General features: G+C 45.4%; 19 protein-coding genes, 1 tRNA gene and 1 pseudogene. 1 reads left to right on the top strand and 20 read right to left on the bottom strand.

Annotation, left to right across the window (positions count from 1 at the left end; translation table 11 throughout):
• Positions 1-178: 178 nt before the first annotated feature.
• The 20 genes and pseudogenes from K401_RS0109495 to K401_RS0109395 all read right to left on the bottom strand — a co-directional run bounded on the left by K401_RS0109495 (position 179) and on the right by K401_RS0109395 (position 22,209).
• Entirely contained in the window at positions 179-769 is a 591-nt protein-coding gene (locus K401_RS0109495) for a TetR/AcrR family transcriptional regulator (protein ID WP_024292728.1), read from the bottom strand.
• A gap of 100 nt (positions 770-869) precedes the next feature.
• Positions 870-2,024: a YibE/F family protein gene (locus K401_RS0109490; protein ID WP_024292727.1), complete on the bottom strand. Its 1,155-nt coding sequence runs from the start codon at positions 2,022-2,024 to the stop codon at positions 870-872.
• 88 nt (positions 2,025-2,112) lie between these two features.
• The gene (locus K401_RS0109485; protein ID WP_024292726.1) at positions 2,113-3,621 is read right to left on the bottom strand and encodes a purple acid phosphatase family protein; all 1,509 of its coding nucleotides are present in this window, start codon (positions 3,619-3,621) and stop codon (positions 2,113-2,115) included.
• A 231-nt stretch (positions 3,622-3,852) separates the two neighbouring features.
• Complete coding sequence (locus tag K401_RS0109480) at positions 3,853-4,440, bottom strand: DUF3841 domain-containing protein (protein ID WP_024292725.1); 588 nt, start codon at positions 4,438-4,440, stop codon at positions 3,853-3,855.
• On the bottom strand, positions 4,416-4,973 hold the full coding sequence (locus K401_RS0109475; RefSeq protein WP_024292724.1) for a DUF3841 domain-containing protein: 558 nt from the start codon (positions 4,971-4,973) through the stop codon (positions 4,416-4,418). The genes K401_RS0109480 and K401_RS0109475 overlap by 25 nt, the downstream gene beginning before the upstream one ends.
• 58 nt (positions 4,974-5,031) lie before the next feature.
• The gene (locus tag K401_RS0109470) at positions 5,032-5,730 is read right to left on the bottom strand and encodes a GntR family transcriptional regulator (protein ID WP_024292723.1); all 699 of its coding nucleotides are present in this window, start codon (positions 5,728-5,730) and stop codon (positions 5,032-5,034) included.
• Between the two features lie 74 nt (positions 5,731-5,804).
• Positions 5,805-6,710, bottom strand: coding sequence for a selenium metabolism-associated LysR family transcriptional regulator (locus K401_RS0109465; RefSeq protein WP_024292722.1), 906 nt, complete (start codon positions 6,708-6,710; stop codon positions 5,805-5,807).
• A gap of 179 nt (positions 6,711-6,889) precedes the next feature.
• The gene (locus K401_RS0109460; RefSeq protein WP_024292721.1) at positions 6,890-8,359 is read right to left on the bottom strand and encodes a glycine betaine uptake BCCT transporter; all 1,470 of its coding nucleotides are present in this window, start codon (positions 8,357-8,359) and stop codon (positions 6,890-6,892) included.
• Positions 8,360-8,560: 201 nt separating this feature from the next.
• Positions 8,561-9,880, bottom strand: coding sequence for a betaine reductase selenoprotein B (gene grdH, locus K401_RS0109450; RefSeq protein WP_084492831.1), 1,320 nt, complete (start codon positions 9,878-9,880; stop codon positions 8,561-8,563).
• A 13-nt stretch (positions 9,881-9,893) separates the two neighbouring features.
• Positions 9,894-11,219: a glycine/sarcosine/betaine reductase component B subunit gene (locus K401_RS0109445; protein ID WP_024292718.1), complete on the bottom strand. Its 1,326-nt coding sequence runs from the start codon at positions 11,217-11,219 to the stop codon at positions 9,894-9,896.
• A gap of 18 nt (positions 11,220-11,237) precedes the next feature.
• Positions 11,238-12,638: an L-seryl-tRNA(Sec) selenium transferase gene (gene selA, locus K401_RS0109440; protein WP_024292717.1), complete on the bottom strand. Its 1,401-nt coding sequence runs from the start codon at positions 12,636-12,638 to the stop codon at positions 11,238-11,240.
• A 55-nt stretch (positions 12,639-12,693) separates the two neighbouring features.
• The gene (gene grdD, locus K401_RS0109435; protein WP_024292716.1) at positions 12,694-13,854 is read right to left on the bottom strand and encodes a glycine/sarcosine/betaine reductase complex component C subunit alpha; all 1,161 of its coding nucleotides are present in this window, start codon (positions 13,852-13,854) and stop codon (positions 12,694-12,696) included.
• A 4-nt stretch (positions 13,855-13,858) separates the two neighbouring features.
• Positions 13,859-15,397 carry a glycine/sarcosine/betaine reductase complex component C subunit beta gene (gene grdC, locus K401_RS0109430; RefSeq protein ID WP_024292715.1) on the bottom strand — a complete coding sequence of 513 codons (1,539 nt, stop codon included), beginning with the start codon at positions 15,395-15,397 and terminating at the stop codon, positions 13,859-13,861.
• Positions 15,398-15,606: 209 nt separating this feature from the next.
• Positions 15,607-16,071: a glycine/sarcosine/betaine reductase complex selenoprotein A gene (gene grdA, locus K401_RS0109425; RefSeq protein WP_084492830.1), complete on the bottom strand. Its 465-nt coding sequence runs from the start codon at positions 16,069-16,071 to the stop codon at positions 15,607-15,609.
• 114 nt (positions 16,072-16,185) lie between these two features.
• The gene (gene trxA, locus K401_RS0109415; protein WP_024292713.1) at positions 16,186-16,518 is read right to left on the bottom strand and encodes a thioredoxin TrxA; all 333 of its coding nucleotides are present in this window, start codon (positions 16,516-16,518) and stop codon (positions 16,186-16,188) included.
• Positions 16,519-16,532: 14 nt separating this feature from the next.
• The gene (trxB, locus tag K401_RS0109410; protein ID WP_024292712.1) at positions 16,533-17,462 is read right to left on the bottom strand and encodes a thioredoxin-disulfide reductase; all 930 of its coding nucleotides are present in this window, start codon (positions 17,460-17,462) and stop codon (positions 16,533-16,535) included.
• A 13-nt stretch (positions 17,463-17,475) separates the two neighbouring features.
• Positions 17,476-19,350: a selenocysteine-specific translation elongation factor gene (gene selB / locus K401_RS0109405; protein WP_024292711.1), complete on the bottom strand. Its 1,875-nt coding sequence runs from the start codon at positions 19,348-19,350 to the stop codon at positions 17,476-17,478.
• A gap of 76 nt (positions 19,351-19,426) precedes the next feature.
• A tRNA-Sec gene (locus tag K401_RS32805) sits at positions 19,427-19,520 on the bottom strand.
• 212 nt (positions 19,521-19,732) lie between these two features.
• Positions 19,733-20,740 (bottom strand): annotated as a pseudogene (gene selD / locus K401_RS0109400) (selenide, water dikinase SelD); the annotation flags it as partial.
• A 110-nt stretch (positions 20,741-20,850) separates the two neighbouring features.
• Positions 20,851-22,209, bottom strand: a complete 1,359-nt coding sequence (locus K401_RS0109395; RefSeq protein WP_024292709.1) for a citrate/2-methylcitrate synthase — start codon at positions 22,207-22,209, stop codon at positions 20,851-20,853.
• Between the two features lie 277 nt (positions 22,210-22,486).
• Here K401_RS0109395 and K401_RS0109385 point away from each other — a divergent pair, with 277 nt between their 5' ends.
• On the top strand, positions 22,487-23,137 hold the full coding sequence (locus K401_RS0109385) for a trimeric intracellular cation channel family protein (protein ID WP_024292708.1): 651 nt from the start codon (positions 22,487-22,489) through the stop codon (positions 23,135-23,137).
• Positions 23,138-23,155 lie beyond the last annotated feature (18 nt).

Here is a 23,155-nt window from a genome sequence, read left to right as displayed (position 1 = left end):
AAACCAAAAAAGCCATAATGAGGGTATTATAGCATGGGTGGAAATAGAACGCAACGCAGAACGAAGTATAGACTATATACTAGACGTTTTATATAAAATATTCAATAATCTCTTATTTTAAAAGGGTTTAATACAATACGGTATCTTATAATAAATCAAAGACAGGCCTTGTTATCAGTCATGATTCCGGTAGAAAGCCGCTTAAAAATGAAGGCAAAACAGAGGCACTGTACTGGCGAAGAGAATATTCTCCGCCGCATAAACACCAGTCATACATGAGGGACCTCTCACACAGGGCATAAAGCTTGACCATTTCACTGACACTGAAACGGGTACCTATCTCCCCCTTTTCCTGTCCCTGTGCAATGATCTTTCGAAGGAGCTTATAATAAGTCCTGTTATGGTCCAGGAGGTGTTTCTCTCCGTTGGTAACAAGCTGGGTAGATAGAAGCCTTGCCAGCAGATCAATGGAGATACTGTTTTCAATCATACCAAACAGCTCGCTGTTGAGCAGCAGCAGCTTTTCCATTGCCGGCAATTCCGGTTCAATGATATTGGTCAGTTCTTCATATTTATCGTCAAACAGGACGCTCAGAGTGCTTAGCAGCGCATCCTTTCCGTCAAAGTAATGATAAAAAGATCCTTTGGAAGTCTGGGACAGTTCAATGATTTCTTCTACAGTAGTATCCTCATATCCCTGTTCATAAAATAATTTCCAGGCCGCATTTACGATCTTCCCCCTGGTATTCCGAACATTCTTTTTTGCCATGCCCGGCCCTCCTTGCATTCAAACATTTTGATCTTCGGTTCTTCAGCAAGTATACCACAGGATAGGAGATGCTGTCCATTTTTCTATGACAGCTTAAGGCTCATTTTGCTGCTTCCATCTTCTCCCGCTTTCCAGCGGCAGCAATAAAGGAAGCAATAAAGGACACAATGGGAACCGTCATCACCACGCCCAGACTGCCTGATATCCCCTGCATGATCTCGATTACAATATGATTGGAATTAATGACCTGAAGGTAAGGCAGCTCATAGGCATAGTTTAACAGCAAGGTGCTGGCTCCGCTCCCTACAAATGCCAGGATCAGGGTATTGACCATGGTTCCCATGGCATCCCGTCCCACATTCATTCCCGATCGGAACAGCTCCTTCCGATCCAGTTTAGGATTCTGGATATGGATCTCAAAAACAGTGGAGGAAATGGACATCCCCACATCCATCACTGCACCCAGAGCCGAGATCAGCAGGCCGGAAAACAACAGCTCTCCCACCCGGATGCCCCGTATATTTTCCAGCACCATCAGGGATTCAATATTTGACACATTGTATCCCGATATATGAGCTGCCTCTCCAAATAAATAGGCCGATATTCCTGCTATCACCACGCCGCTGACCGTTCCAAGGACAGCACATGCCGTCTTCCCTGACCAGCCGCCCAGAAGATACATGGTTGCAAAGGTGGTGACTGCGGCCACCAGAACTGCCGCCAGAAAAGGAGAATATCCTTTGTATATCATGGGAATGTAAAGCCAGATAATGCAGATAAAAGTAAACAGAAGCCCGACACAGGCCTGCACCCCTTTTTTTCCTCCAATGAGACAGACCACAGCAAAAAATATCAGTACAAACCCCACCACGGCCCATTCTCTGTCCATGCTGTAAACCGTGTGAATGGAGATCTCCCCGGAAATGCTCTGTATCACCACAACGTTCATTCCCGGCTTACAAGCTGCCCCGAACAGATACCCATTGTTGCTGGTGGCCTCCACCCGTTCCCCTTTCATGGGCCCGGATTTCATTTCAATCAGGACTTCCTGCTGCCCGACCCTGCTTCCATCTTCCTGTACATTGTCCTTGAGAACCTCCAGGACCTTTGCCCGCTCAAAGGTTCTTCCTTCTGTTGCGATCAGGCCGGCAATGTCCACCTGATTAAACCGGATCAAAAAAATGGCAAATGCAGCCATCAGTGCGGCTGCCAAAAGCCACTGCGCCGGTTTCTGTAATGTTCTGTTTTGCTCCATGCTCCTGTTTTAACCTCCATAGGGAGAGACGCTGTCTTTGCACCGCCTCCCCCTGTATTCTGTATGATTTCATAAAGGTTATCTTTTGTTATCTTCTGGCCGCGCTGGTCTTTTTCAGTTCAAATGTTTTATCGATATTTTGTGGCTGGCCGTTTACGATTTCATAGGTATCAATGGAAAAGGAGTTGTGGTTGACCTTGATCACCGAATAGGTGGGATTCCAGTTCTGGCTTCTGGCCGCAATGTAATCCTGCTGATTAGGGATCAGTTCATAATACTTGCTGCCGGTAGAGGAATTGGCTTCCATGTACAAGGTCCCATCCGCATTGGTTACACTGTCCGGCATGGTATTTGCAATGGTGTAACAATTATTCTCAGCCTGGTAAGCGGCATCGGAGTAGGGAAATACGTTTCCTGCCTCATCCTTTACATTGTCCCAGTCATAAAAGTCATAGTTGGAATGGGTCCTGGAATCGGATTTCAGCAGATAACTTCTGGAATAGGTATGGTCATGTCCCTGAAGCACTACATCCACGTCATACCGGTCCATCAGAGGAGTCAGCTGTGTCCGAAGCACAATACCGTCTGAATCGGAGTGGTCAAGGCCGCTTCCGTAAATATCCTGATGGAACATTACGATCCTCCAAGGGGTCTTGGGATAAGCAGCAACTGCCTGCTTCATCACCTGTTCATGCTCGGCGCAGTTATAGTTATTCGTATTCAGAATCACATAGAGGGCCGGACCATATTTGTAAAAATAGTCGCCTCCGGCAACGGTCTTTCCCAGCTGTGTATCATTGGGATTGTTAAAGTGAAAGCTGTAGCTTTCATTGGTGGCATCATGGTTTCCGATGGTGGTCGCAACAGGAAGGGACTTGATCCAGTCTGCATTTAAAAATCCTGCATACTCTACCTCATTGCCCGGATCTCTGCCTTCCACGTTCTTATTGATCTGGTCCCCTGCCGACAGGACAAAGCTGACATCCGGGTTGGCTGCCATTGCCGTGTTTAAAGTTTTGTTCCAGCTGAAGGCATCATTGCGGGCCGCCGTATTGATGTCCGATTTATTCTCAAGGGTATCTCCTCTGGAAGTGGTCTGGCCTTTGGAAGCTCCGATCTGGGGATCTCCAACGTAGAGCATGGAATAACTGTTAAAGCCATGGGTCTGGAAGGAAGCGATCTGGCTTGGTTCTCCATTTTTATAATAACGGTAATAATAGGTGGTGTTTTCTGCCAGAGACGTGGCAGTGACCTTATTGCTCATATATCCGTCAACCGCGGTCGACGAACTTCCTTCAAAGGTGACCGGCTGGCTCATATCGCTGTGTTCAGACAGTTCGATCCTTGGGGTAGGGGTTCCGTCATTTTGGGAATACCATGCAAAGTTCATCTTTGTCTCATCAGAACCCGGTGTCAGTGCGATTTTTTCATAGTCCTTACTTACCTGGTCCGCCCACTGCTGCACCCAGCTGTCCCATGCTCCATCGGTTGTGGAATCCGCAAAATGTTCCGTAGCCGCAAATACATATCCTCCTGCCAGAGTTATGGAAAGAGCAGCCGAAATAACAGCAGCCGCATACTTCTTCCTGACTTTCATACGTCAATCCTCCTTGTTTCCGCGTAAAGCTCCTGCGTGATTTGTTGTTTTTAAATGGTAGAAGCACTTCTCGCTTTTTAGAATAAGGCTACCTTAATCACAAATCAATAGACTTTGCAAAGGCTTTACAAACTATATCTGAACTTTACAAAAAGAAGGCCCCACGATTTGAAGCATATGTCAAGTCTCCAAACCGCGGGGCTGTTTTCCCACAACTGTCTATTATTCTCATCATTTGCTTTCGCCGGCCACCCACTCTTTTTTTATACACCAAAGCCCGGCCTGCATATCTTCAAATTCCGGGAGCCCTTCACTTTTGACCACACGGTCAAACCGAAACAAATTGTTCCAGCTTGCAGCCAGTTCACCCTTTAACTGAGGATAAAAGGGAGTTTCATAAACATCCCCTTCATACTTTATCCCGTATTTCTCAAGCTTCTCAGTATACTGATTTTCCTCTTCCTTTGTCCTGCCAATGTACCTTAAATTCAACACCTTATTCCAGTCGGACATCCGGAAAAATACGGCCTCCTCCACCGGCACCTTAAGCTTCATCACCGTATATCCCGGATGCCGGTCCGCATATTTTTCATTAACAAACGTCCACACGGCAGATTCCGCCTGTTCCGGTTTTTCAACGATCACGGCCGCCTGACGGACATACCACCGGTAGGCATTTATAAAAACGCCCTTTACTTCTCTATATTTATCCTCAATGTATTTCATCTTTACATAATGGCAATGGCCGCCTTTTATAGAATCTGCAATCTCATTCAGCTGAACAGTATAAAGCTCTATGAATCCATCTTTACAATCCATTCCTTTTTCACCTCCCAGATAATTCCTACCCTGGCAGGGCTCAGTTCGATCTCTGCATCAAAAAGCCTGTCCCAGCTTTTTCTGATCTTATTTTTCACGCTGGGATAAAATGGAGACATGTATGCTGTGCTGTCATCAATGCCGTATCTTTTTAACAGCGCGTCATGCTCCCTGGCATCCTCCGGGTCTTTTGGAATGTACATATAATTTACGATATACCCCCACTTGTCCAGGTCCATGATAAACAGTTTCTCAGGATCCACCAGTATTTCCAGAAGTACATTTCCTTCGCTGTTTTGTATTTTTGATTCTTCTGTAACAGATACCCATATGGGATATTTCGCATCGTTTGGTATTTCCATGAATTTAGAGGCAGAATGATACAGCCAGTTGTAAGTATCCAGATATATCCCAGCATGCTCTTCCATCTTATTGACGATGTACTCTTTTTTTACAAGGTATCTTCCATTTTGATCCAGATCATTTCGTATATTTTCATGCTGCTTTGTCCACACTTTTATTTTCTCAGTCAAATTCATTCCTCCTTCCGATCAACTGATCATTAAGAGTACAGGCCGTTTTCTTTCGCTTTTAAAGCTTTGAAACCGCCTTTAAATAAGAATCCATATGAGCCTGAAATGCAGATAAGGTCTTTTCAAGAGATCCGGTTCGGCATGCCTCAATAATCGCTTTATGCTCGGCAAATTTCTCTTTCATGGAACCCAAGGTGGAAAGGTCCTGATTCATGGCTATCAGCAGTTGAAAATACTGATTTTCCAGGATTTCAGCCCTTCGGAAGCTTTCTGATTTTTCCCAGAAAAATTTATGAAAAGCCAGATCGCTGGTATTTAATACAAAGGTCTTTTCCTTATCTTCAATGTCGCTGTCACGTTCCGGCTTTATCATGTTTTCATTTAAAGCCTCCAGATAATCCAGATCCCGCTCCTCCAGCAGAGATTTTTCAAAAATAATGGTAAGGGTTTGCATTTCAAGGGGAATCCGGATGGAGAAAACCTCCATTATATCCTCATAACCCATTTCAAGGATCTGACTGCCCTTTTTGGGAGAAAAAGTCAGGATCCCCCGCATATTTAGTTCTCTTAGAGCCTCTCTTATAGGAGCTCTGCTGATCTGCAGCTCTTCCGACATATCTGTTTCCACTAACCGGTCTCCACTTTTCAGTTCTCCTGTCAGGATCTTATTTTTTACATAGGAAACTACAATTTCACTTAGATTTGCCTTTGAATATGTAATCATATGGCTTAATTTATCGTAAGAATCAATGACCATAATATCCACCTTTCAATATAAACTCTATCTAACAGAATATTATACTATAGATGGAAGACAAATCATATGAACAATTAAATATTCTGATAACAATTCTTTGCATAGTTAATAAATAATTCCTGGGCAGGTGTTAATATCATGTCTTTTTTCTGAACATAAAAGATATTTCTGCTTAACAGTTCCGATTCAATTTCCACCACATTGATCAGATCCAGCCGGGTATAAATCTGTGCTGCTGCCTTTGAAACAAAGGAAATGCCCATTCCCTGAGAAACAGCTTCCACAATTCCCTGAGTATTGCCAAAGTATGCAACCGCTTTTAATTCTTTTTCCGAAATGCCATGCCTGGTTAAGAAGGATTCCATTTCTGCTCTGGTACCTGAGCCCTGTTCTCTCATAATAAAATTTTTATCCGCGATGAACTTTATGACTTCAGACGCCTCCCGGCTTCCCTCATACTTCATATCCTTAGGAAGTATCAAAACCAGCTGATCCTTACACAAAATGGTCAGAGTATAACGGCAATTCTCGCTTTCCGTACCTACAAATCCGATATCATACTGATATTTAATCAGCTCTTCAAATACTCCGCCGCTGTCCTTCTGATACAGACGAAAGACAATATTGGGGTATTCCTTATTAAAATCAGCGATCAGCTGAGGTAAAATATACTGAGCAGGAACACTGGAAGCCAGAATGTTGACTTCTCCTGTACATTCCTTGGAATACTTGCCCATTTCATACAGAGATTGATCCCTTAAAGCCAGCATCTTCTGCGCATACTCATAAAAATCAATCCCTGCCTTAGTGGGAAATACCCTCTTTGTGGAACGGACAAACAACTGGGTTCCAATGTCTTTTTCCAGCGCATTGATCTGACTGCTCAGTGCCGGCTGAGTTAAGAATAAGGATTCGGAGGCTTTTGAAAAACTTTGAAGCTTGGAAATCTGTACAAATGCTTCTAACTGTTTAAATTCCATATGATCTCTACTTTCTTATGAACATAGCCAGACAGCGCCTGCCGTTTTATAAAAAACAAAAATGCAGGCGCCTTAAGCTGTAAGGATGAAAGAAAATCAGCTTTCAGCCTTGAGTTTGTGAATCAAAGGATATGAAATCATATCCTCTGATTCATTAGCATACAAACAAGAAAAAATTTTTATTCTTTTTTAGGAGCTTTGGGCTTTTCCTTCATCAGTTCCTTGATCAGGCACACACAGCATAAAAGCATGATAATAGCCAGAGGGAAAGCTGCCACGATGGAGCATGTCTGAAGCGCTCCAAGGCCTCCAGTCATTAACAGTACCAGAGCCAGCAGAGCCTGGATCACTCCCCAGAATATCTTTTTACCGTTGGCAGGCTCCATGTCACCTTCAGAGGAAAACATGGATAAAACAAAGATCCCTGAGTTTGCCGATGTGATAAAAAATGTTCCCAAAAGGCAAATTGCTATGATGGAGAAAATGCTTCCAAGAGGATACTGGCGGAAGACCACAAACAATGCGGTTTCCGTTGTTTCGATTGCCTTTGAAATAATGCCTTTATCCAGATTTAAGCCAAGGCTTCCGAAAACGGAGAACCAGATAAAGGATACTAAGGATGGAGCCAGTATTACTCCGAAAACAAATTCCCGGATGGTCCTTCCCTTTGAAATTCTGGCGATAAATGTACCTACAAAGGGGCCCCATGCGATCCACCATGCCCAGTAGAAAATAGTCCATGAACCAAGCCATGATTTATCTCCGAAAGGATTTATGGCAAAGCTGTCCTTTACAAAGTCATTCACATAACTGCCGATGGAGTTTGTGAAAACATTTAAAGTCAGAAGCTTGGGACCTACAAGAAAGGCACCGGCCAGAATAGCAATTGCCAGTACAAGGTTAATGTCAGACAGGAGCTTAATGCCTTTGTCAATTCCGCTTACAGCTGTCCAGGTATAGATGACCATCAGAATAATGATAATAACGATCTGAACCAAACGTGTTGTTGGAACATGGAACAGGAAATTCAGTCCGGAATTGATCTGCATGGTTCCCTGTCCAAGGGAAGTTGCGATTCCGGCTACCGTAGCAAAAACCGCACAAATATCGATCAGCTTTCCAATCGGTCCTCTGACTCCCTTTTCACCCAGTATGGGAAGAAAGATGCTGCTGATCAGGCCGGGAGCATTTTTCCTGAACTGGAAATACCCCAGTGCCATACCGATGATCGCATAGGCTGCCCAGGGATGAAATCCCCAGTGCATAAAGGATTTTTTCATTGCAAAGTTTGCTGCTTCTTCTGTTGCCCCAAATGTCATATAGTGATTCAGTGGTTCCGCAACGCCCCAGAAAACCAACCCAATTCCCATTCCTGCCCCAAAAAGCATGGCAAACCATGACCGGTTGCTGAATTCCGGAACGGAATCATCCGGCCCCAGTTTAATATTTCCGTATTTGCTGAATGCAATAATCAAAGAAAATGCAACAAATACAAACATGGAAATCAAGTAAAACCAGCCAAAATTATTGACAAGAAAATCATTTGCCGCTGTTGTGGCCTTTGCAAATGGCTGTGGAGCTATCAGACCAAATGCAACAATTGCCATGGTAATAAGAAACGATATGTAAAAAACCTGATTCTTCTTCATGTAATACCCTCCTCTTTAAAATATAATCGTTTGCTGTTTTTTTGCAATCCGATTTTTGCATGACAGGATAAAAATTTATCCTGTCATGTAAAAATTCTTCTTTCAGAATAACGTTTAATCATGTATTTTACGCTGACGGCCTGCGGCGTTTAGGGGAAGGTAATGATTTACGCCGGCCTTCAGACTCTGTTATAATGAAATTTAAATTTTAACTTTAAAGAGATAAGGTTCTTTTATATCCGTTGTCAACGCATCCAGAGCAACTCCCACTCTGTGATAACGAAGCTTGAACTGCTCTTCCTTCGGTGTGGCAGGATCTCCAAGGGGATATGGTATGGATATGGTGGGAACAAGTCTGTTCACTCCAACTGTTTTAGCTACAGGAATCAGGTTCGCCATCTGAACGATGGTGATGCCTTCTCTTTCAATTTCTCTTGTCATCGTTGCACCGCAACGTGTACAGGTCCCTCATGTGGAGGTCAGAATTGCAGCTCTGATTCCATCCTTTTTCAGTTCTCTTGCGATTTCTTTTCCCATTCTCGCAGCTTCGGCCTGGGTCGTTCCAGTACCAACGGTGGAGAAGAAGTATTTGTATACTCCGCCGATCTTTCCTTCTTTCTGATACCGCCTCATGGCATCTAAGGGAACGATTACGTCAGAGTCGTTGTTGGCTGCTGCCGGATCAAACCCAGCGTGAATGGTCATATATTCACCCTTCACAAGGTCATCGGTTTGGGAAATGTCATATTTCCCCCACTTGGTTGCTGAGGCTGACTGAATGCGGTCCGGATTTCCTACCGGAACGATTCCTCCAGAAGTAATGAGGGCAACCTCCAGCTTGCTCAGTTCTTCCGGAGTGATGGCCGGAGCAATTGCCACCCTGTCAGACTTTGGAATGGCAAGCTCTGTCTCATACGGCTCTCCATGAACTTTCTTAAGGAGCATATCAATAACACGGTCAGCTGCCGTTACCGGAGGATCCAGCCAGATCTGATCCCTGACTCCTCTTCCAAAATAACCTTCCTCTGCTGCCGGAAGTAATTTCTCTCCCTTTAACAGCTTAAGGGCAAACTTTGCCATAGCCTTTACATCCTTTTTCATGGCTGCGGCGCTGGCTCCACCCTTAAATACATACATGTCTTTTCTGAACATTTCAACCCCAGGGTTTTCATCGTTCATAGAGGTGAGAACGGGCACTCCGAACTCCTTTTTAACCGCGTTGCAGATATGACCGCAGGCTGATCCGTAACGTCCTGCACGGAAAGCCGGTCCTGCAAAAAATACATCCATCTCTTTTCCCTTCAGCATGGAAAGGATGATTTCTACGGCTTCCTCTGTGTTGGAACCCATAAAGTTGTCGCCGCAGATAATGGTATGTGTGATTTCAACATCATTGCCTAATTCCTGCTGCAATGCCAGGGCCGGACCAACAAGGCCTTCTCTGATTTCCGGTTTGAAATCAGCCAGTTCTTCTCCGCCGATCTGCCCAAAAAACTGATTTAAGTATAAAATACCTTTCATTTCGTCCCTCCTTTTAGAATTCTACCATCCTCTTGGTTGACCAGCCTACTACCTGATCCCCGCAGAACATGGCGTTGTTTTCCATAATAATAGAACCGTCTTCTTTTACGGAAGCCCCTAAAATCTCATCATTGGACCAGCCTCCGGACATTCCGTCCCTTGCAAGGGCCTCTAGCTCTCCAAGGACCGTTTCCATCTTTGGAAGCCTGATGAGTGTGGATACGTTTCCGCAGGAAACAATGGCATCCTCTTTCTCATCTAAGGAAACCAGCGGCTGACTGGCACCGTCTCTTCCCGTGCACTCGTTTGTAAGTCCTACGGTTTTCACGCCTGCATTTTCCAGGGCAACGATACAAGCTGTAAAATCTGCATCCGGATTGCCGTATCCTTCTTCCGCAACAATGGCGGAATCCGCTCCCAGGCTCTTTGCCATCTGTGCCACGAATAAGGCGGCTCTTTCCTTCTGATCCAGGGCCACATTTAAGTTGGACATGATCACTCCAAGGAAATTAATGGTCTTTCCATGCTCCTTATAAAGCCTTCGGATCATGGGAAGGTTCTGGAAATCATAGGTAGCCCACTTGGAAGAGCATGGCATAAAGGATCCGCTGATCATTGCACCATCAAGCACCTCATTGGGATGCATGAAGGTGGGAAGCATCCGGTTGGTATCCCAGCCGTAATTTAAGTCATTATAGCCGCCTTCTTCCATCTGAGACTGAGGCTGAAGCACCAGTACCACGCTTGGAAGCTTGTTTACTTCCTCGCTTCTTTTTGTAACCGGCTCCAGCTCAAAGGTCTCTACCTCATCCGGAGTCAAATCCTTTGCTGCAGCTCCGATGTATTCGGCAAGGCGCATACCTGCCCATCTTAAAGCCCTGTTCTTTTTCTGCTGTTCCTTCTGCTCAAAAACCTCATCTGAATCAGCAACCAATACCAGATTTTTTAACTGTGAGAAGTAGGTGTATTTGGCTCCTTCTCCGCTCATATCGATCAGCCCATCCTGGAAACCGCCGTAGTGTTTTCCTACCACCAGAACGCTCATATCCTTCAGTGCATAGGTGGTTCCGTTTCCTGCCTGCAACAGTTCGCCGGTCACTCCCGGAAATACCGGGCCTCCCCCTACGCGGTAGCGGGGCTCAATGGCCTCTTTTACAGGAACAAGCCTGACATGATCCCCAGGCGATACAATATAGAGTTCTGCTTCCGTGATATGTTCGTCTTCTTTTATTACTGCAAGAGCTTCTTCTTTATTCACTGTAAGAAGTCCGTCTTTTAAGGAAGTCTGATCGCCGAAGCAAATATCTTTGACATAAAAATTTCCCAATTCCAGCTTCATTCCATATCTCCTTTCAAATTAATACTGAATTACCGTCTTGGTCAAGCGGTTAAAAAAATCCGCCGCCTCCAAAAGGTCTTCTTCACTCATGGTCCTTACATCAAGCAGCACCTTGTTTTTCCAGATCCTTGCTATAATGGGAACGGAATTATTTCGAAGCATGCTTTCCAGCATATCTGCAGATACCCGTTCCACGCTTATTCCCACTGCATAAGATGCAAGATTAACACCCGGCATGGTTCCTCCGCCGATCTGCCCTTCTGTTTCCAACACCTCAACCTGTACCCCCGGCTGTTTCACCAGAAGACTGTGTAAATGCTCTGCTTTTTCCCTTAAACGTTCCAAAGGCTCTGTGATCATTTTCAGGGTAGGGATCTGTTCCATTGCCGTTTCCGGGGACAAATACTGCCTGAGAGTTAATTCCAGGGCGTTTAAGGTCAGCTTATCAATCCTCAGTGCCCGGAGCAGATGATTTTTCTTCATCTGGTTGATATAACAGGCTTTGCCTACTATAATGCCGGCCTGAGGTCCGCCAAGTAGCTTATCTCCGCTGAAGCATACGATATCGGCCCTTTGTTCCAGACAGTCTTTGACCGTTGGTTCATCACCGATCCCATACGCTTTTAAGTCGGCCAGCAGCCCTGATCCCAGATCGTATATCACCGGAAGCCCGTGCCTTTCCCCCACCGCCTTCATCTGTTCCAGAGAAACCTCCTCTGTAAAGCCGATGATCTTATAATTGCTGGTGTGGACCTTTAATAATGCTCCGGTATTCTCACTGATGTTATCTTCATAATCTCTTTCATGGGTCTTGTTGGTGGTTCCCACCTCTGTAAGCCTGCATCCGCTGGCTGTCATAATTTCAGGAACCCGGAATGCTCCGCCTATCTCCACCAGCTCTCCCCTTGAAACGATGACCTCTTTTCCCTTTGCCATGGAATTCAGCACCAGATACACGGCTGCCGCATTGTTGTTGACAACAAGGGCTGCCTCTGCTCCGGTCAAAAAGGTAAGAAGCTGCTCCACATGGTCGTACCTGGAGCCTCTTTCCCCCGTTTCCAGATGATACTCCAGGTTGGAGTAAGATCCGCTGATTTCCTTCATGCTTTCTGAAACCGTCTGAGAAAGCCTTGCTCTCCCCAGATTGGTATGAAGCACGATGCCGGTCCCGTTGACCACCCTTCTCAGATGGGGCTGGTTCTGCCTTTCGATTTCAGCCTTGATCCGTCTGATTAACTCATCCTTTGAGAGCTGACAGGATTCTCCGGATAATATTTTTTGCCGTTCCAGCTGGATTTCCTTTTGACAGGCAAGTTTTATCAAAACCGCCGGAGCATCAGTGATTCCTTCTAAAGCCATGGAACGCATCATTTCATCCACTTTAGGCAGCTGCCTCATGAGACTGTTTTTATCTGTCATTTTTCCGAACCTCTCAAATTATTTTTCAAACCTTCAAAGCTGTCCTCCGGCTGGGTCAGCCGATAAACTGATTGCCGGAAAGGATCTCCCTGGCCTTTTTAAGATTGTGTTCTGCAATGAGAACCACAGGCCCTGTACAGCCCATTCCGCTCTCCGCATAAATACCGGCAGCCCATAAACAGGAAACCGCTGCTTCCAGATCCATGATCTCAATTCCAAGGATCTCCTCTGTTACCACTTCCTTTGGAGGCGCTTTTATTTCTTCTGCCGGCCCTGAATCCTTACCTGGCTTTATTTCCTCCAGAATCTCAGCAAGGCCTGCCTTCTTTGCCTTTGCAAACTCCTCTGCCATAACCTTCTGATAATTGCCGTCAAGGAGTTCTTTTGCAAATTCAATGGCCCCTGTGACCAGAGGAGTTCCCGATGCCCTTGATACAATGAGGATCAGCTTATCAAACCCTTCACCGATTCCCGGACCGTATCCAAAACCAACCGACTCATAGCTGCCTCCTGTGGTATAGGCGGAAAACACCTTTGTAAGGACATTTCCGGTGAGAGAATCCATGACCATTACATCAGCTGAGCCTGTCAGTAAGTCATTGCCTCTCATGACAATGCCTCCATCAGCTCTCTGGGAAAGAGCAAACCGGATATCATATCCATTTTTCTTAAGCTTTTGCAGTGCAATCTCTGCCTGACGGGCTCCATCCACATTTAAAATACCTACAGTGGGGTTTTCCACCCCGCTTGCCTTTGCGGCTATGATCCCGTATACGGCATTCTTTACCATGCTCTCCACCCGGTTCACGGATGACGTTCCAGTTGTGGATGCAATATACATCTGTTTGCCGGCCGCTGGCGTGATCACCCGGCCAACCGTAGAGACTCCGATCGGGAAAGGATAGTGCATGGTTACTGCCCCGTAAGCTTCCTGGTTCTTAAGCATGTCATCCATTTTTTTATGGGCCTCTTCTTCCGAGGCAACCGGTATGACCTCCAGGTTTTCCGCTTCCATTGGTTTGGTTCCGATTACTTTCACAGATATCCCTTTTTTAGCCGCTGCACGGGCTGCCTGATAAATGGCCTCTTCCCCGTGCTCACTGCCCATGGCGGTAACTGCAATAGGCATCTTTTTGCCGGCCTGGCCTGTCTCAAGCATGTGAGCCATATCCAAAAAGGTCTCTGCGATTATACGTTTCATCTTACCCTCTGACATACACTCACCCCTCGTCTTCCTGAAGATGCTCTGCAAAATCCTTTAAGGCGGCTGCGATCAGCTTTTTGATCCTTTCCTCTGACACGGTTTCCTCCTGGCCTGCACCGCTGTTCTGCTGCAGGATAAAGGACACTCCGTCAAAGAGATTGGTCATCCTTCCAAGGAACAGGCTTCCCTTTCCAATAAACATAGCTTTGGTGATTTTCTTATCCATCAGCTCCTGTCTGGCGAAACCAAGGTAAGGAACCGCTGAGGGGATATGTCCCTGAGTAGGCGCCCAGCCCACCATGCCGTGCTTTGATACGAAATCTGCCAGCTGGGATTTTTCAATCTCTTTGCGCATGGCGGCAAGAGCCCCTATCATTTTATAATTTGCCTCCGGCACGTTGCCGGCACCTGCAGGCTTGGTAATATCCGGATTCTGCATTTCCACGGAATACTTATCAATATCTGTCAGTTTCAGCCCTGCTCTTTCAAGAGCCGACGCTGTCAAAGAAGAAATGACATTCTGAGGAGAGGATCCGGTTCCCACCGTATGCCTGCCCACAATATCCGTATTGATCTCCGGGCTGATGCCGTCGTTGGCACTGATGAGCACGGCAAAGCCGGCCACACAGTCTTCCAGAATGGGCATCCCCTTGTTTACGTGATCTTTTCCATTCATTCCAAGCTTTGCGGTAGAGCCTCCGGCAGCAACGATCACATGTTTAAAGGTTCCCGCTTTTACCAAAGCCGCCGCATGGATCAGGGCGTGGGCCGGACCTGCACAAAAGCCCCTTACATCAGAGCCTGTGGCATTGGTAAGACCTGCGATTTCAGCCGCTGCCTTTGCAAAGTTTCCTCCGCCTCTCTGGTTCATATCACCGCACGCTTCTTCCGAACACTCAATCACATATTCAATTTCTTCCTTTTTGATATCATTCTTATCCATCAAATGCAGTAACGATAAAACACAGGAAGCTTTTGAAACGAGATTTTCAAAAATGACGTGGGCCGAAAGGGAATGGTCAATATCATGTGCTGCTTTGATGCAGCCGACAGTAGTTCCCTGGTAATACAAAGGCTCCCCGTGTTCGTCTGCGATCAAATGGTTGATTTCTGATAATTCAAAGCTTTTATCAAAGACTTTTAAAAGCGATGGATCAATAAGGCTGTGAGATTCTAATTTTTTCTTTACGGAATCAGCAAACTGAACTTCCAGTTTTACAAGATCAAACACATCGCAGATTGCGATCAGACCGATGAATTCATCCTCAGGCATAATTTCTCCAAACCTGCCTTCTCTCTGATCGTAATCGGATTTCTGCTGATACCATGGCTGCGCATAACCGGCCAGTTCATCAGGCGTAACATTTCCTATGTAAGTCTGGTTCGGCAGATATGCCTTACACTCTTCATAAGAACGCAGACTTTTATCCAGATTTTTTAAATATTCCGAATTCGGATCAATGGTTCTCTGGGTCGTCTGTGTTGTGCCATTATGAATTACCATATCCGGCGTATGGGCAAGGATGTAGCTTGCCCCTTTTAAGACGCTGTACATATTTTGCCTCCTACTGAATCAAATTGACAGGAAGCCCTGTTCATTTGATTTTCAAATTCAAGGTTGAAAAATGTTTTCACCCCTGCACCTCATATTAGGTCCTAATAATAAATCAATTCCTGCAAAATGCGGTGCCAATATACCATTTTTATTCAAACGGAAAAACTGGGTCACCATTTCACAAGAATTGATCTGTGAAGGGATGAATGTTAATATTTACAATGCTCGTCCCTTATTGTTGACATTTCTTTTCGGATATCATCAACATCCAATACCATTTCCATCATACTGATCTGCTCGTCATAGACATCGCTGTCCACTTCATTTTTGATTTCCGGCTCACAAGCATGGTATACTTTTAGTCCCAACTGGACTCCTGCCAATGGTCCTGCATAAGTAGGGTCTCCTGCCGTAACAGTTTCAGCAGCAAGGCCTGCGGCCTCACCTTCTGCAGCTCCTAAAACAACGATAATGTTTTCAGGGCCGTACTGCTCCGCCAAAGTTTTTACCCTCTTTTGATTCTCCAGGTCCATAGCACCCGCAGCCGTTCAGACAAAGCATTCTGTTGACGAAAATACTACTTCCGCTCCGGCTGTTTTAATACATTGTTCAATTGCCGGACCAGGAATGCCGTCTCTGTCACCAATAATGATGACTTTCTTGTCTTTCAGCATTTTATTACCTCCTTTTTTTATATTATAACGTGTGTCCCCAAGGCAGATTGCTCCGCTTTGCAGACTGAAAACATCATGTGTTCCACGCTATGTTCCAAATGATTTTCAAAAATCTTAAACCGGTGAGGACAATGCATATTTTTTTATCATTTCTTCGATTCTGTCAGGCGTTGCATCGTCTTTTACCAGTTCTTCCACCTTTTCACCGTTTCTATAGATCGCCATGACCGGAAGCCCCAGGATCTTCTGGGATATGGCGAGCCTTCTGGCCTTTGTGGTATTCAGCTTTGTGAATTTGATCTTATCACTGTACTCCTCGGCAAATTTCTCCACATGAGGAAGCAGAGCCTTGCATGGCTCACACCCGTCACCGAAAAAGTCTACAAATACCACCCCTTCCGCTTCCAGCACTTCTGGTACAAAGGTATCCTTATCTACAACCAGCATCTTAATCTCCTCCTTTAATTTTCTATATATTTCTCAGCCATAACGGCTGCGATAGCCCCATCCGCACATGCGGTGACAACCTGTCTTAAGCTCTTCACCCTGATATCTCCGGCAGCAAAAACACCTGGTATATTGGTTTCCATGTTTTCATTTGTTTTGATATAGCCGTATTCCATATCCAGAATGCCCTCAAAGCACTTGGACTGAGGCAGGTATCCGATAAATCCGAAGATTCCGAAGGTACCGTCCTCCTCATCGGCAGCCACCTCCGTCACTTCTCCTGTCTTTACGTTTTCCACGGACATACTCTGGACCATTCCGTCTCCGTTTATTTCCTTTACCACGGAATCCCACATAAAACCGATTTTAGGATTTTCAAAAGCCTTTTCCTGAATGGATTTAGCGGCCCGAAGCTCATCTCTTCTGTGGATTATGGTCACCTTCCGGCCAAATTTCGTTAAGTAAAGGGCCTCTTCAACGGCTGTATCTCCCCCGCCGACCACATAGATCTCAAAATCCTCGAAAAAGTTTCCATCACAAGTAGCACAGTAAGATACCCCTTTTCCGATCAATTCCTTTTCCCCGGGACAGCCGATGGGCTTTGGAAAAGCTCCTGTGGCAATGATCACGGTTTTTGCATGGTATTCTTTTTCTTTTCCTTTTAATACCTTGATATCTCCTGAAAAATCCACTTCCTGAATGCAGTCGGCAGTCCGGTCGATCCCGAATTTCTCCACCTGCTTTGTCATCCTCTGCACCAGAGAACTGCCTGATTCCTCGGGAAGGCATCCCGGATAATTCTCGATCTCTGAAGTAATGACGATCTGTCCCCCATCCTTTTCCTTCTCGATCAGCAGGGCATTCAGCCTGGCTCTTCCTGCATAAAGTCCTGCGGACAATCCGGCAGGCCCCCCACCTATTATTACAACATCGTAAATCTTCAAGGCGCACCTCCATTTATTTTTTAGTATTTAATACCCTGTCATCTCCCTGGCGTCTGGTAAACTTCTCCTGGTCAAACCGCTCCAGAAGCATTAAGGCAAACTTCCTGCTGGTTCCAATGGAATCCCTGAAGTCCGGAAGCTTTAACACACTGTTTTCATGAAAAAGCCTTTCTGCCCTTTCCTTTGCCTTTTTATACTGGTCTTCCGCCAAAATATACTGTCCGGGGAGGACCATAAAGCCGTCCTGCAGCATGAATTCAAGCACCTGCTGCTTTTCCCTGGCGTTTTCCGTAAGTTCTCCGGCCGTAAGAAATGTATAACCGCTTTCCAGAATCTTTTCAGCCAATTCAGCCTTTACTTTCTTTTGGCCTTCCGTAAGCGCAGGCTCAAAGTCATAACAAGAAACCAGATTCTGCTCCAGCCTCACCAGATTTTTCCCTGCCAGATATTTCAGCATGGTTTCACATTGCTTTTTATGGGATAAATCCAGCTTTTCCAGAAGTTCCGCCTTTGGAATTCCTCTCCGCAGCCGGTTCTTCTTATGATAATCGTTTAAAATGTCCTCCACCATATATCTGTAATGCATCAGGTACTCTGCATGTATGTACTGCTTTTCTATGAATAGTATGGTTTCATCCGCTTCCAGCTCCTTTAATTCCTCTTCCTTAATATCCTTATTTAAAAAGGCAGCGATCTGATCATGGGTGGAAAATGGATTATTTTTAATATATTCTTCTATGATCTCCTTGGTAGATGCCGAGTCCTTCATTTGAAGGGACTTTAGCCGTTCCTCAGGATTATTTTTATATTTCCCGGCCTTTGGATCGATAATGACCCCTCCGCCAATGGTTGTAACCGGAGAAATGGTTCTGAGCACAAAACGGTCGCCCTTTAAAACGGCTATTTCATGATCCAGAAGAATCTGACCATAACCATCATCCCCTGCCTTTACCTTTTTATGGGTGATTGGCACAAACCTGGCCACTTCCTCCGCAGCTCCCACATAGAGCTTTAACTTATAAAACCTTCCCATTTCAAGCTTTGCCGTCTTTACGATGGAAAACTTTACATCGATCCTGTCTGTTACGAACACGCCGTCCTTTGTTGCAACCGTATTTCCTCTCTTTAATTCATCCACTGCAACATTGGATAAGTTGATGGCCGTCCGCTGCCCCGCATAGGCTGATTCTACATTATGTTCATGAACCTGAAGGTTCCTTACCTTGGTCACAATACCCTGAGGATAAACCACCAATTCATCCTCAGCCTTTAATACCCCTTCCATCAGGGTTCCGGTGACTACGGTTCCATACCCTTTAACAGAAAAAACCCGGTCAATGTTCATCCGGGGTTTCTTCGTAAAGCTCCGCTCCCGGATATTGGATGTCAGGATCTCAAGCTCCCTTATCAAGTCGTTAAAACCCTTTCTGCTGACAGAATCCACCTCAACGATCTTGCTCCCTTCTAAAAAGGTCCCCTTTATAAAGGATTGGATATCTTCGATCACCAGTTCTTTAAATTCCTCATCCACCAGGTCGATTTTTGTGAGCACGATTAAAAATTTTTGTATTCCCAGGTAACTGAGAATGTCCATATGTTCCCTGGTCTGAGGCATGATGCCCTCATTTGCCGCAATGATGATGAGAGCGGCGTCAATGCCTGTGGCTCCGGCCAGCATGTTCTTAATAAATCTTTCATGCCCCGGAACATCAACAATGCCAAGAGTACGCCCATTGGGAAGCTGAAAACCGGTAAATCCAAGATTAATGGAAATCCCTCTTTTCTTTTCCTCTGCCAGGGTGTCCGTATCATGGCCTGTGAGAGCTTTTACCAATGCCGTTTTTCCATGGTCAATATGCCCTGCCGTTCCTACAATTATGCTGTCCATTCATCCCTCACCCAGATCCCATGTTTGATAAATTTTTAACAATATGGTCGCAATTTATGTTAATGGAAATTATTTTTGGCGGAAGCATATGGGAATCGAACCCACCCACGACGATTAGCCGCAACACGGTTTTGAAGACCGGTAGGCACACCAGTTACCTGTCTGCTTCCATAAATATTCAGATTGTAGATTGTCTACAATCTACTTTTATATTATACCATTTTTTCCTTTCATATCAAGAAAGTGTTTTTTATATTATCAATACCCTTTATTTCATTTTTTTATAGGTCAGAAAAATTTATAGGTGAAAACTTATAAAATACGGAATTATCAAAAACATTTTTAGATTAATTTTTATAATAAAAAAAACACAAGCTTAAAATCACTTGTGTTTTTGCATATTCATTAATTCAATTTTTTTATCTGCTTCATCCTTGACAAGTCCTATGATATATCCCATGGTCCCGGCAGCCTCAAGCCTTTTTAATAGGAAGCCGGCCTCTTCTTCAGGCAGGGAAATACACAGACCTCCTGAGGTTTGGGCATCAGAAGCAATATCAATCAATGCCTGTTCCACATCTGGCATAATTTTAACAAATGATTTGATATAATCAAAATTCCGGTAAGCGCCGGCAGGCACCAGCCCGGTAAGTGCCATTTCCTCTGCCAAAGGAAACAGGGGAAGTTTATCTGCAAAAACAGATATGGTAACTTCACTGCCTGCCGCCATTTCGTAGAGGTGGCCCAGAAGTCCAAAGCCTGTGATATCGGTGCATGCGTGAATGGAAAGTCCCTCCATGGCTGCCCCTGCCTCCTGATTCAATGCGGCCATGCTCTCAAACATGATCTCACAGTCCTTTGGTTCTATAAATTCCGCTTTCAGGGCGGTTAAGAGGATCCCTGAACCAATAGGCTTGGTCAGAACCAGCACATCACCAGGTTTTGCTCCCACATTCTTCCGCACCTTTCCCGGATGGACGAATCCCGTAACGCTTAACCCGTATTTGGGAACCTTGTCCTCAATGGTATGACCCCCGGTTATGATGCATCCTGCCTTTATAGCCTGATCTGATCCTCCCCGCAGGATTTCCTTTACCACCTCATCTCCCAGACAGGGGTTTACGCAAAGGAGATTTAAGGCTAACTTAGGTACCCCTCCCATGGCATAGACATCTGAAAAGGCGTTGGCAGCCGCAATTTTGCCGAATAAATAAGGATCATCCACCATGGGCGGAAAAAAGTCCGCCGTCTGTATGATTGCCATATCCTCACTGATCTGATAGACACAGGCATCATCCGCCGTATCAAATCCGACGATCAATGCAGGATCTGACAGCTTCGGTAAATCGCCGATAATATTTGAAAGAGCTCCCGGCCCTAATTTGGCCGCTCAGCCCCCGCCTGATACGAACTTTGTGAGCAGTCCTTTCTGCTCCATATAGAACACCGCCTTTCTGAAACCCAATGACCTTTATCATTTTGTACCGGCTCCCTGGCTTCCTATCTGTCTCCCAGGGGCATATAATCTTCTTCCTGCATCACGCTGATGTAGGCCGGACGGATGATCTTATCCATGTTGATCAGCTCTTCGATCCGGTGGGCGCTCCAGCCCACGATCCTTGCAATGGCAAAGATTGGGGTGAACAATTCATTGGGAATATCCAGCATGCTGTACACAAAACCGCTGTAAAAGTCCACGTTGGCGCTTACGCCCTTGTAAATCTTTCTTTCATCCGCAATTACCTGAGGCGCCAGGCGCTCGATCATGGAATAGAGGTTAAAATCCTCCAGACGCCCCTTTTCCTCTGATAACTGCTTCACAAAGCCTTTGAATATTTCTGCACGGGGATCGGATTTGGAATAAACAGCATGTCCCATACCGTAAATAAGCCCTTTCTTGTCAAAGGCTTCCTTATGAAGAAGCTTTCTTAAGTAATTCTCCACTTCCTCCTCATCATTCCAGTCCCGGACTTCCTTTCGCAAGTCATCCATCATCTCCACGACCTTAATGTTGGCGCCGCCATGCTTGGGCCCCTTTAAAGAAGCAAGGGCAGCCGCAACCACGCTGTATGTGTCCGTACCGGAGGAAGTGACCACGTGGGTCGTAAAGGTAGAGTTGTTTCCGCCACCATGCTCCATATGAAGGATCAGTGCCAGGTCGAGAACATGGGCTTCCACCTTGGAGTACTTCATGTCCGGCCTTAAAAGCCTTAAGATATTTTCTGCCGTGGACAGGTTTTCATCCGGCCTGTGGATATACATGCTTTCTCCTCTGTCATAGTGGTTGAATGCATGGTATCCGTAAACCGCCAGCATGGGCATAACGCTGATAAGCATCAGGCTCTGACGAAGCACATTGGGAACGGATATGTCGCTGGCCTTTTCATCATAAGAGGCCAAAGTCAGGATGCTTCTTGCAAGACAGGACATCATATCCTGGCTGGGCGCTTTCATGACAACATCTCTGACAAAGTTGGTGGGCAGGGTCCGGCTGTAGCCTAAGGTCTTGGTAAACCGTTCCAACTGGCTCTTGTCCGGCAGATCTCCAAAAAGAAGGAGATAGGCGATTTCCTCAAAACCAAAACGCGCTTCTCTCACAACGCCGTTTACCAGATCATGAATGTTATATCCCCGGTAAAACAGCTGGCCTTCACATGGGACCTTTTGTCCGTCTTCGATCTTGTTTGATAAAATCTTTGATACCTTGGTTAAGCCTGCCACAACACCGGCTCCGCTTTTATCTCTAAGTCCCCGTTTTACCTCAAATTTCTCATAGGCTTCCAGGTCAATCTTCTCATCATTCAAACAGATATCAGACCACTCTTCCACATTTTTCAAAAATTCTTTCTGGTTCATCATGCAACACCTCTTTCTGAAATCAGGTCATCGAGTTCCACTGCTCTCCTCCCATTGGGCTTTCTAAGCCTGCTTCATCCCCTTTCCTTCCTTACAAAATTCTCCAATCATTCATGTTAGAACTTTTCAATATAATATATAATTTTATTTAAAAAAGCAAGTAAATTTTTAAGCATAGTGATCATCCCTGTGTTTCCGGCTCCGTCATATATTGACAAACTCCCCTCTAAATCTTATACTTGCCTTAATTTCCTTTAGAGGAATGTATCGGAGGTTATCCATGAAAATTGAACTTTCCCTGTTTTTCTTTGTAGAAGCCATCGGAACCATCGCATTTGCATCTTCCGGAGCCATGGTTGCCATAAAAAAACGGCTGGATCTTCTTGGTGTTATTGTACTTGGTGTTACCACCGCCGTGGGAGGCGGTATGTTAAGGGATATTATCATAGGAAATGTACCTCCTGCCCTTTTTAAGGACCCCATCTATGTATTGCTGGCCTTTATAACGGTTATGCTTTTATTTATCATCGTAAGGCAAAACCAGAAGATCCTGGCCGGGCGTTCCATAGAAACCTATGAAAAGGTCATGAACATATTTGATGCCATCGGACTTGGTGCCTTTACTGTAGTGGGAATTGATACGGCGGTGCTGTCCGGCTATGGGGATTACCATTTCCTCATCATCTTTTTAGGCGTCATCACAGGAGTGGGCGGCGGCATTCTGCGGGACATTATGGCCGGACAAACTCCTTATGTACTCAGAAAACATATTTATGCCTGTGCTTCCATTGCAGGGGCGGTCATATATGCAACGCTTATGAGCTGTATAAATGGCGACATCGCCATGCTGATCGGCGCCTGCTCTGTGGTTCTGATCCGCCTTTTAGCAACCCGCTTTTGCTGGAATCTGCCTACCGCAACAAAAAATTAATTTCCTTAAGGAGGACCC

This window comes from Lacrimispora indolis DSM 755, assembly GCF_000526995.1.
In the GTDB taxonomy this organism is placed as follows: domain Bacteria; phylum Bacillota; class Clostridia; order Lachnospirales; family Lachnospiraceae; genus Lacrimispora; species Lacrimispora indolis.
The sequence above is the reverse complement of the archived record's forward strand: the minus strand, read 5'-3'. Positions and strand labels throughout refer to the sequence as shown.

Bases quoted from the DNA above. Each gene is read 5' to 3' on its own strand.
- K401_RS0109495 (WP_024292728.1), bottom strand. From the start codon at position 769: ATGGCAAAAAAGAATGTTCGGAATACCAGGGGGAAGATCGTAAATGCG.
- K401_RS0109490 (WP_024292727.1), bottom strand. From the start codon at position 2,024: ATGGAGCAAAACAGAACATTACAGAAACCGGCGCAGTGGCTTTTGGCA.
- K401_RS0109485 (WP_024292726.1), bottom strand. From the start codon at position 3,621: ATGAAAGTCAGGAAGAAGTATGCGGCTGCTGTTATTTCGGCTGCTCTT.
- K401_RS0109480 (WP_024292725.1), bottom strand. From the start codon at position 4,440: ATGGATTGTAAAGATGGATTCATAGAGCTTTATACTGTTCAGCTGAAT.
- K401_RS0109470 (WP_024292723.1), bottom strand. From the start codon at position 5,730: ATGGTCATTGATTCTTACGATAAATTAAGCCATATGATTACATATTCA.
- K401_RS0109465 (WP_024292722.1), bottom strand. From the start codon at position 6,710: ATGGAATTTAAACAGTTAGAAGCATTTGTACAGATTTCCAAGCTTCAA.
- K401_RS0109460 (WP_024292721.1), bottom strand. From the start codon at position 8,359: ATGAAGAAGAATCAGGTTTTTTACATATCGTTTCTTATTACCATGGCA.
- K401_RS0109445 (WP_024292718.1), bottom strand. From the start codon at position 11,219: ATGAAGCTGGAATTGGGAAATTTTTATGTCAAAGATATTTGCTTCGGC.
- selA (WP_024292717.1), bottom strand. From the start codon at position 12,638: ATGACAGATAAAAACAGTCTCATGAGGCAGCTGCCTAAAGTGGATGAA.
- grdD (WP_024292716.1), bottom strand. From the start codon at position 13,854: ATGTCAGAGGGTAAGATGAAACGTATAATCGCAGAGACCTTTTTGGAT.
- grdC (WP_024292715.1), bottom strand. From the start codon at position 15,397: ATGTACAGCGTCTTAAAAGGGGCAAGCTACATCCTTGCCCATACGCCG.
- trxA (WP_024292713.1), bottom strand. From the start codon at position 16,518: ATGCTGGTTGTAGATAAGGATACCTTTGTACCAGAAGTGCTGGAAGCG.
- selB (WP_024292711.1), bottom strand. From the start codon at position 19,350: ATGGACAGCATAATTGTAGGAACGGCAGGGCATATTGACCATGGAAAA.
- K401_RS0109395 (WP_024292709.1), bottom strand. From the start codon at position 22,209: ATGATGAACCAGAAAGAATTTTTGAAAAATGTGGAAGAGTGGTCTGAT.
- K401_RS0109385 (WP_024292708.1), top strand. From the start codon at position 22,487: ATGAAAATTGAACTTTCCCTGTTTTTCTTTGTAGAAGCCATCGGAACC.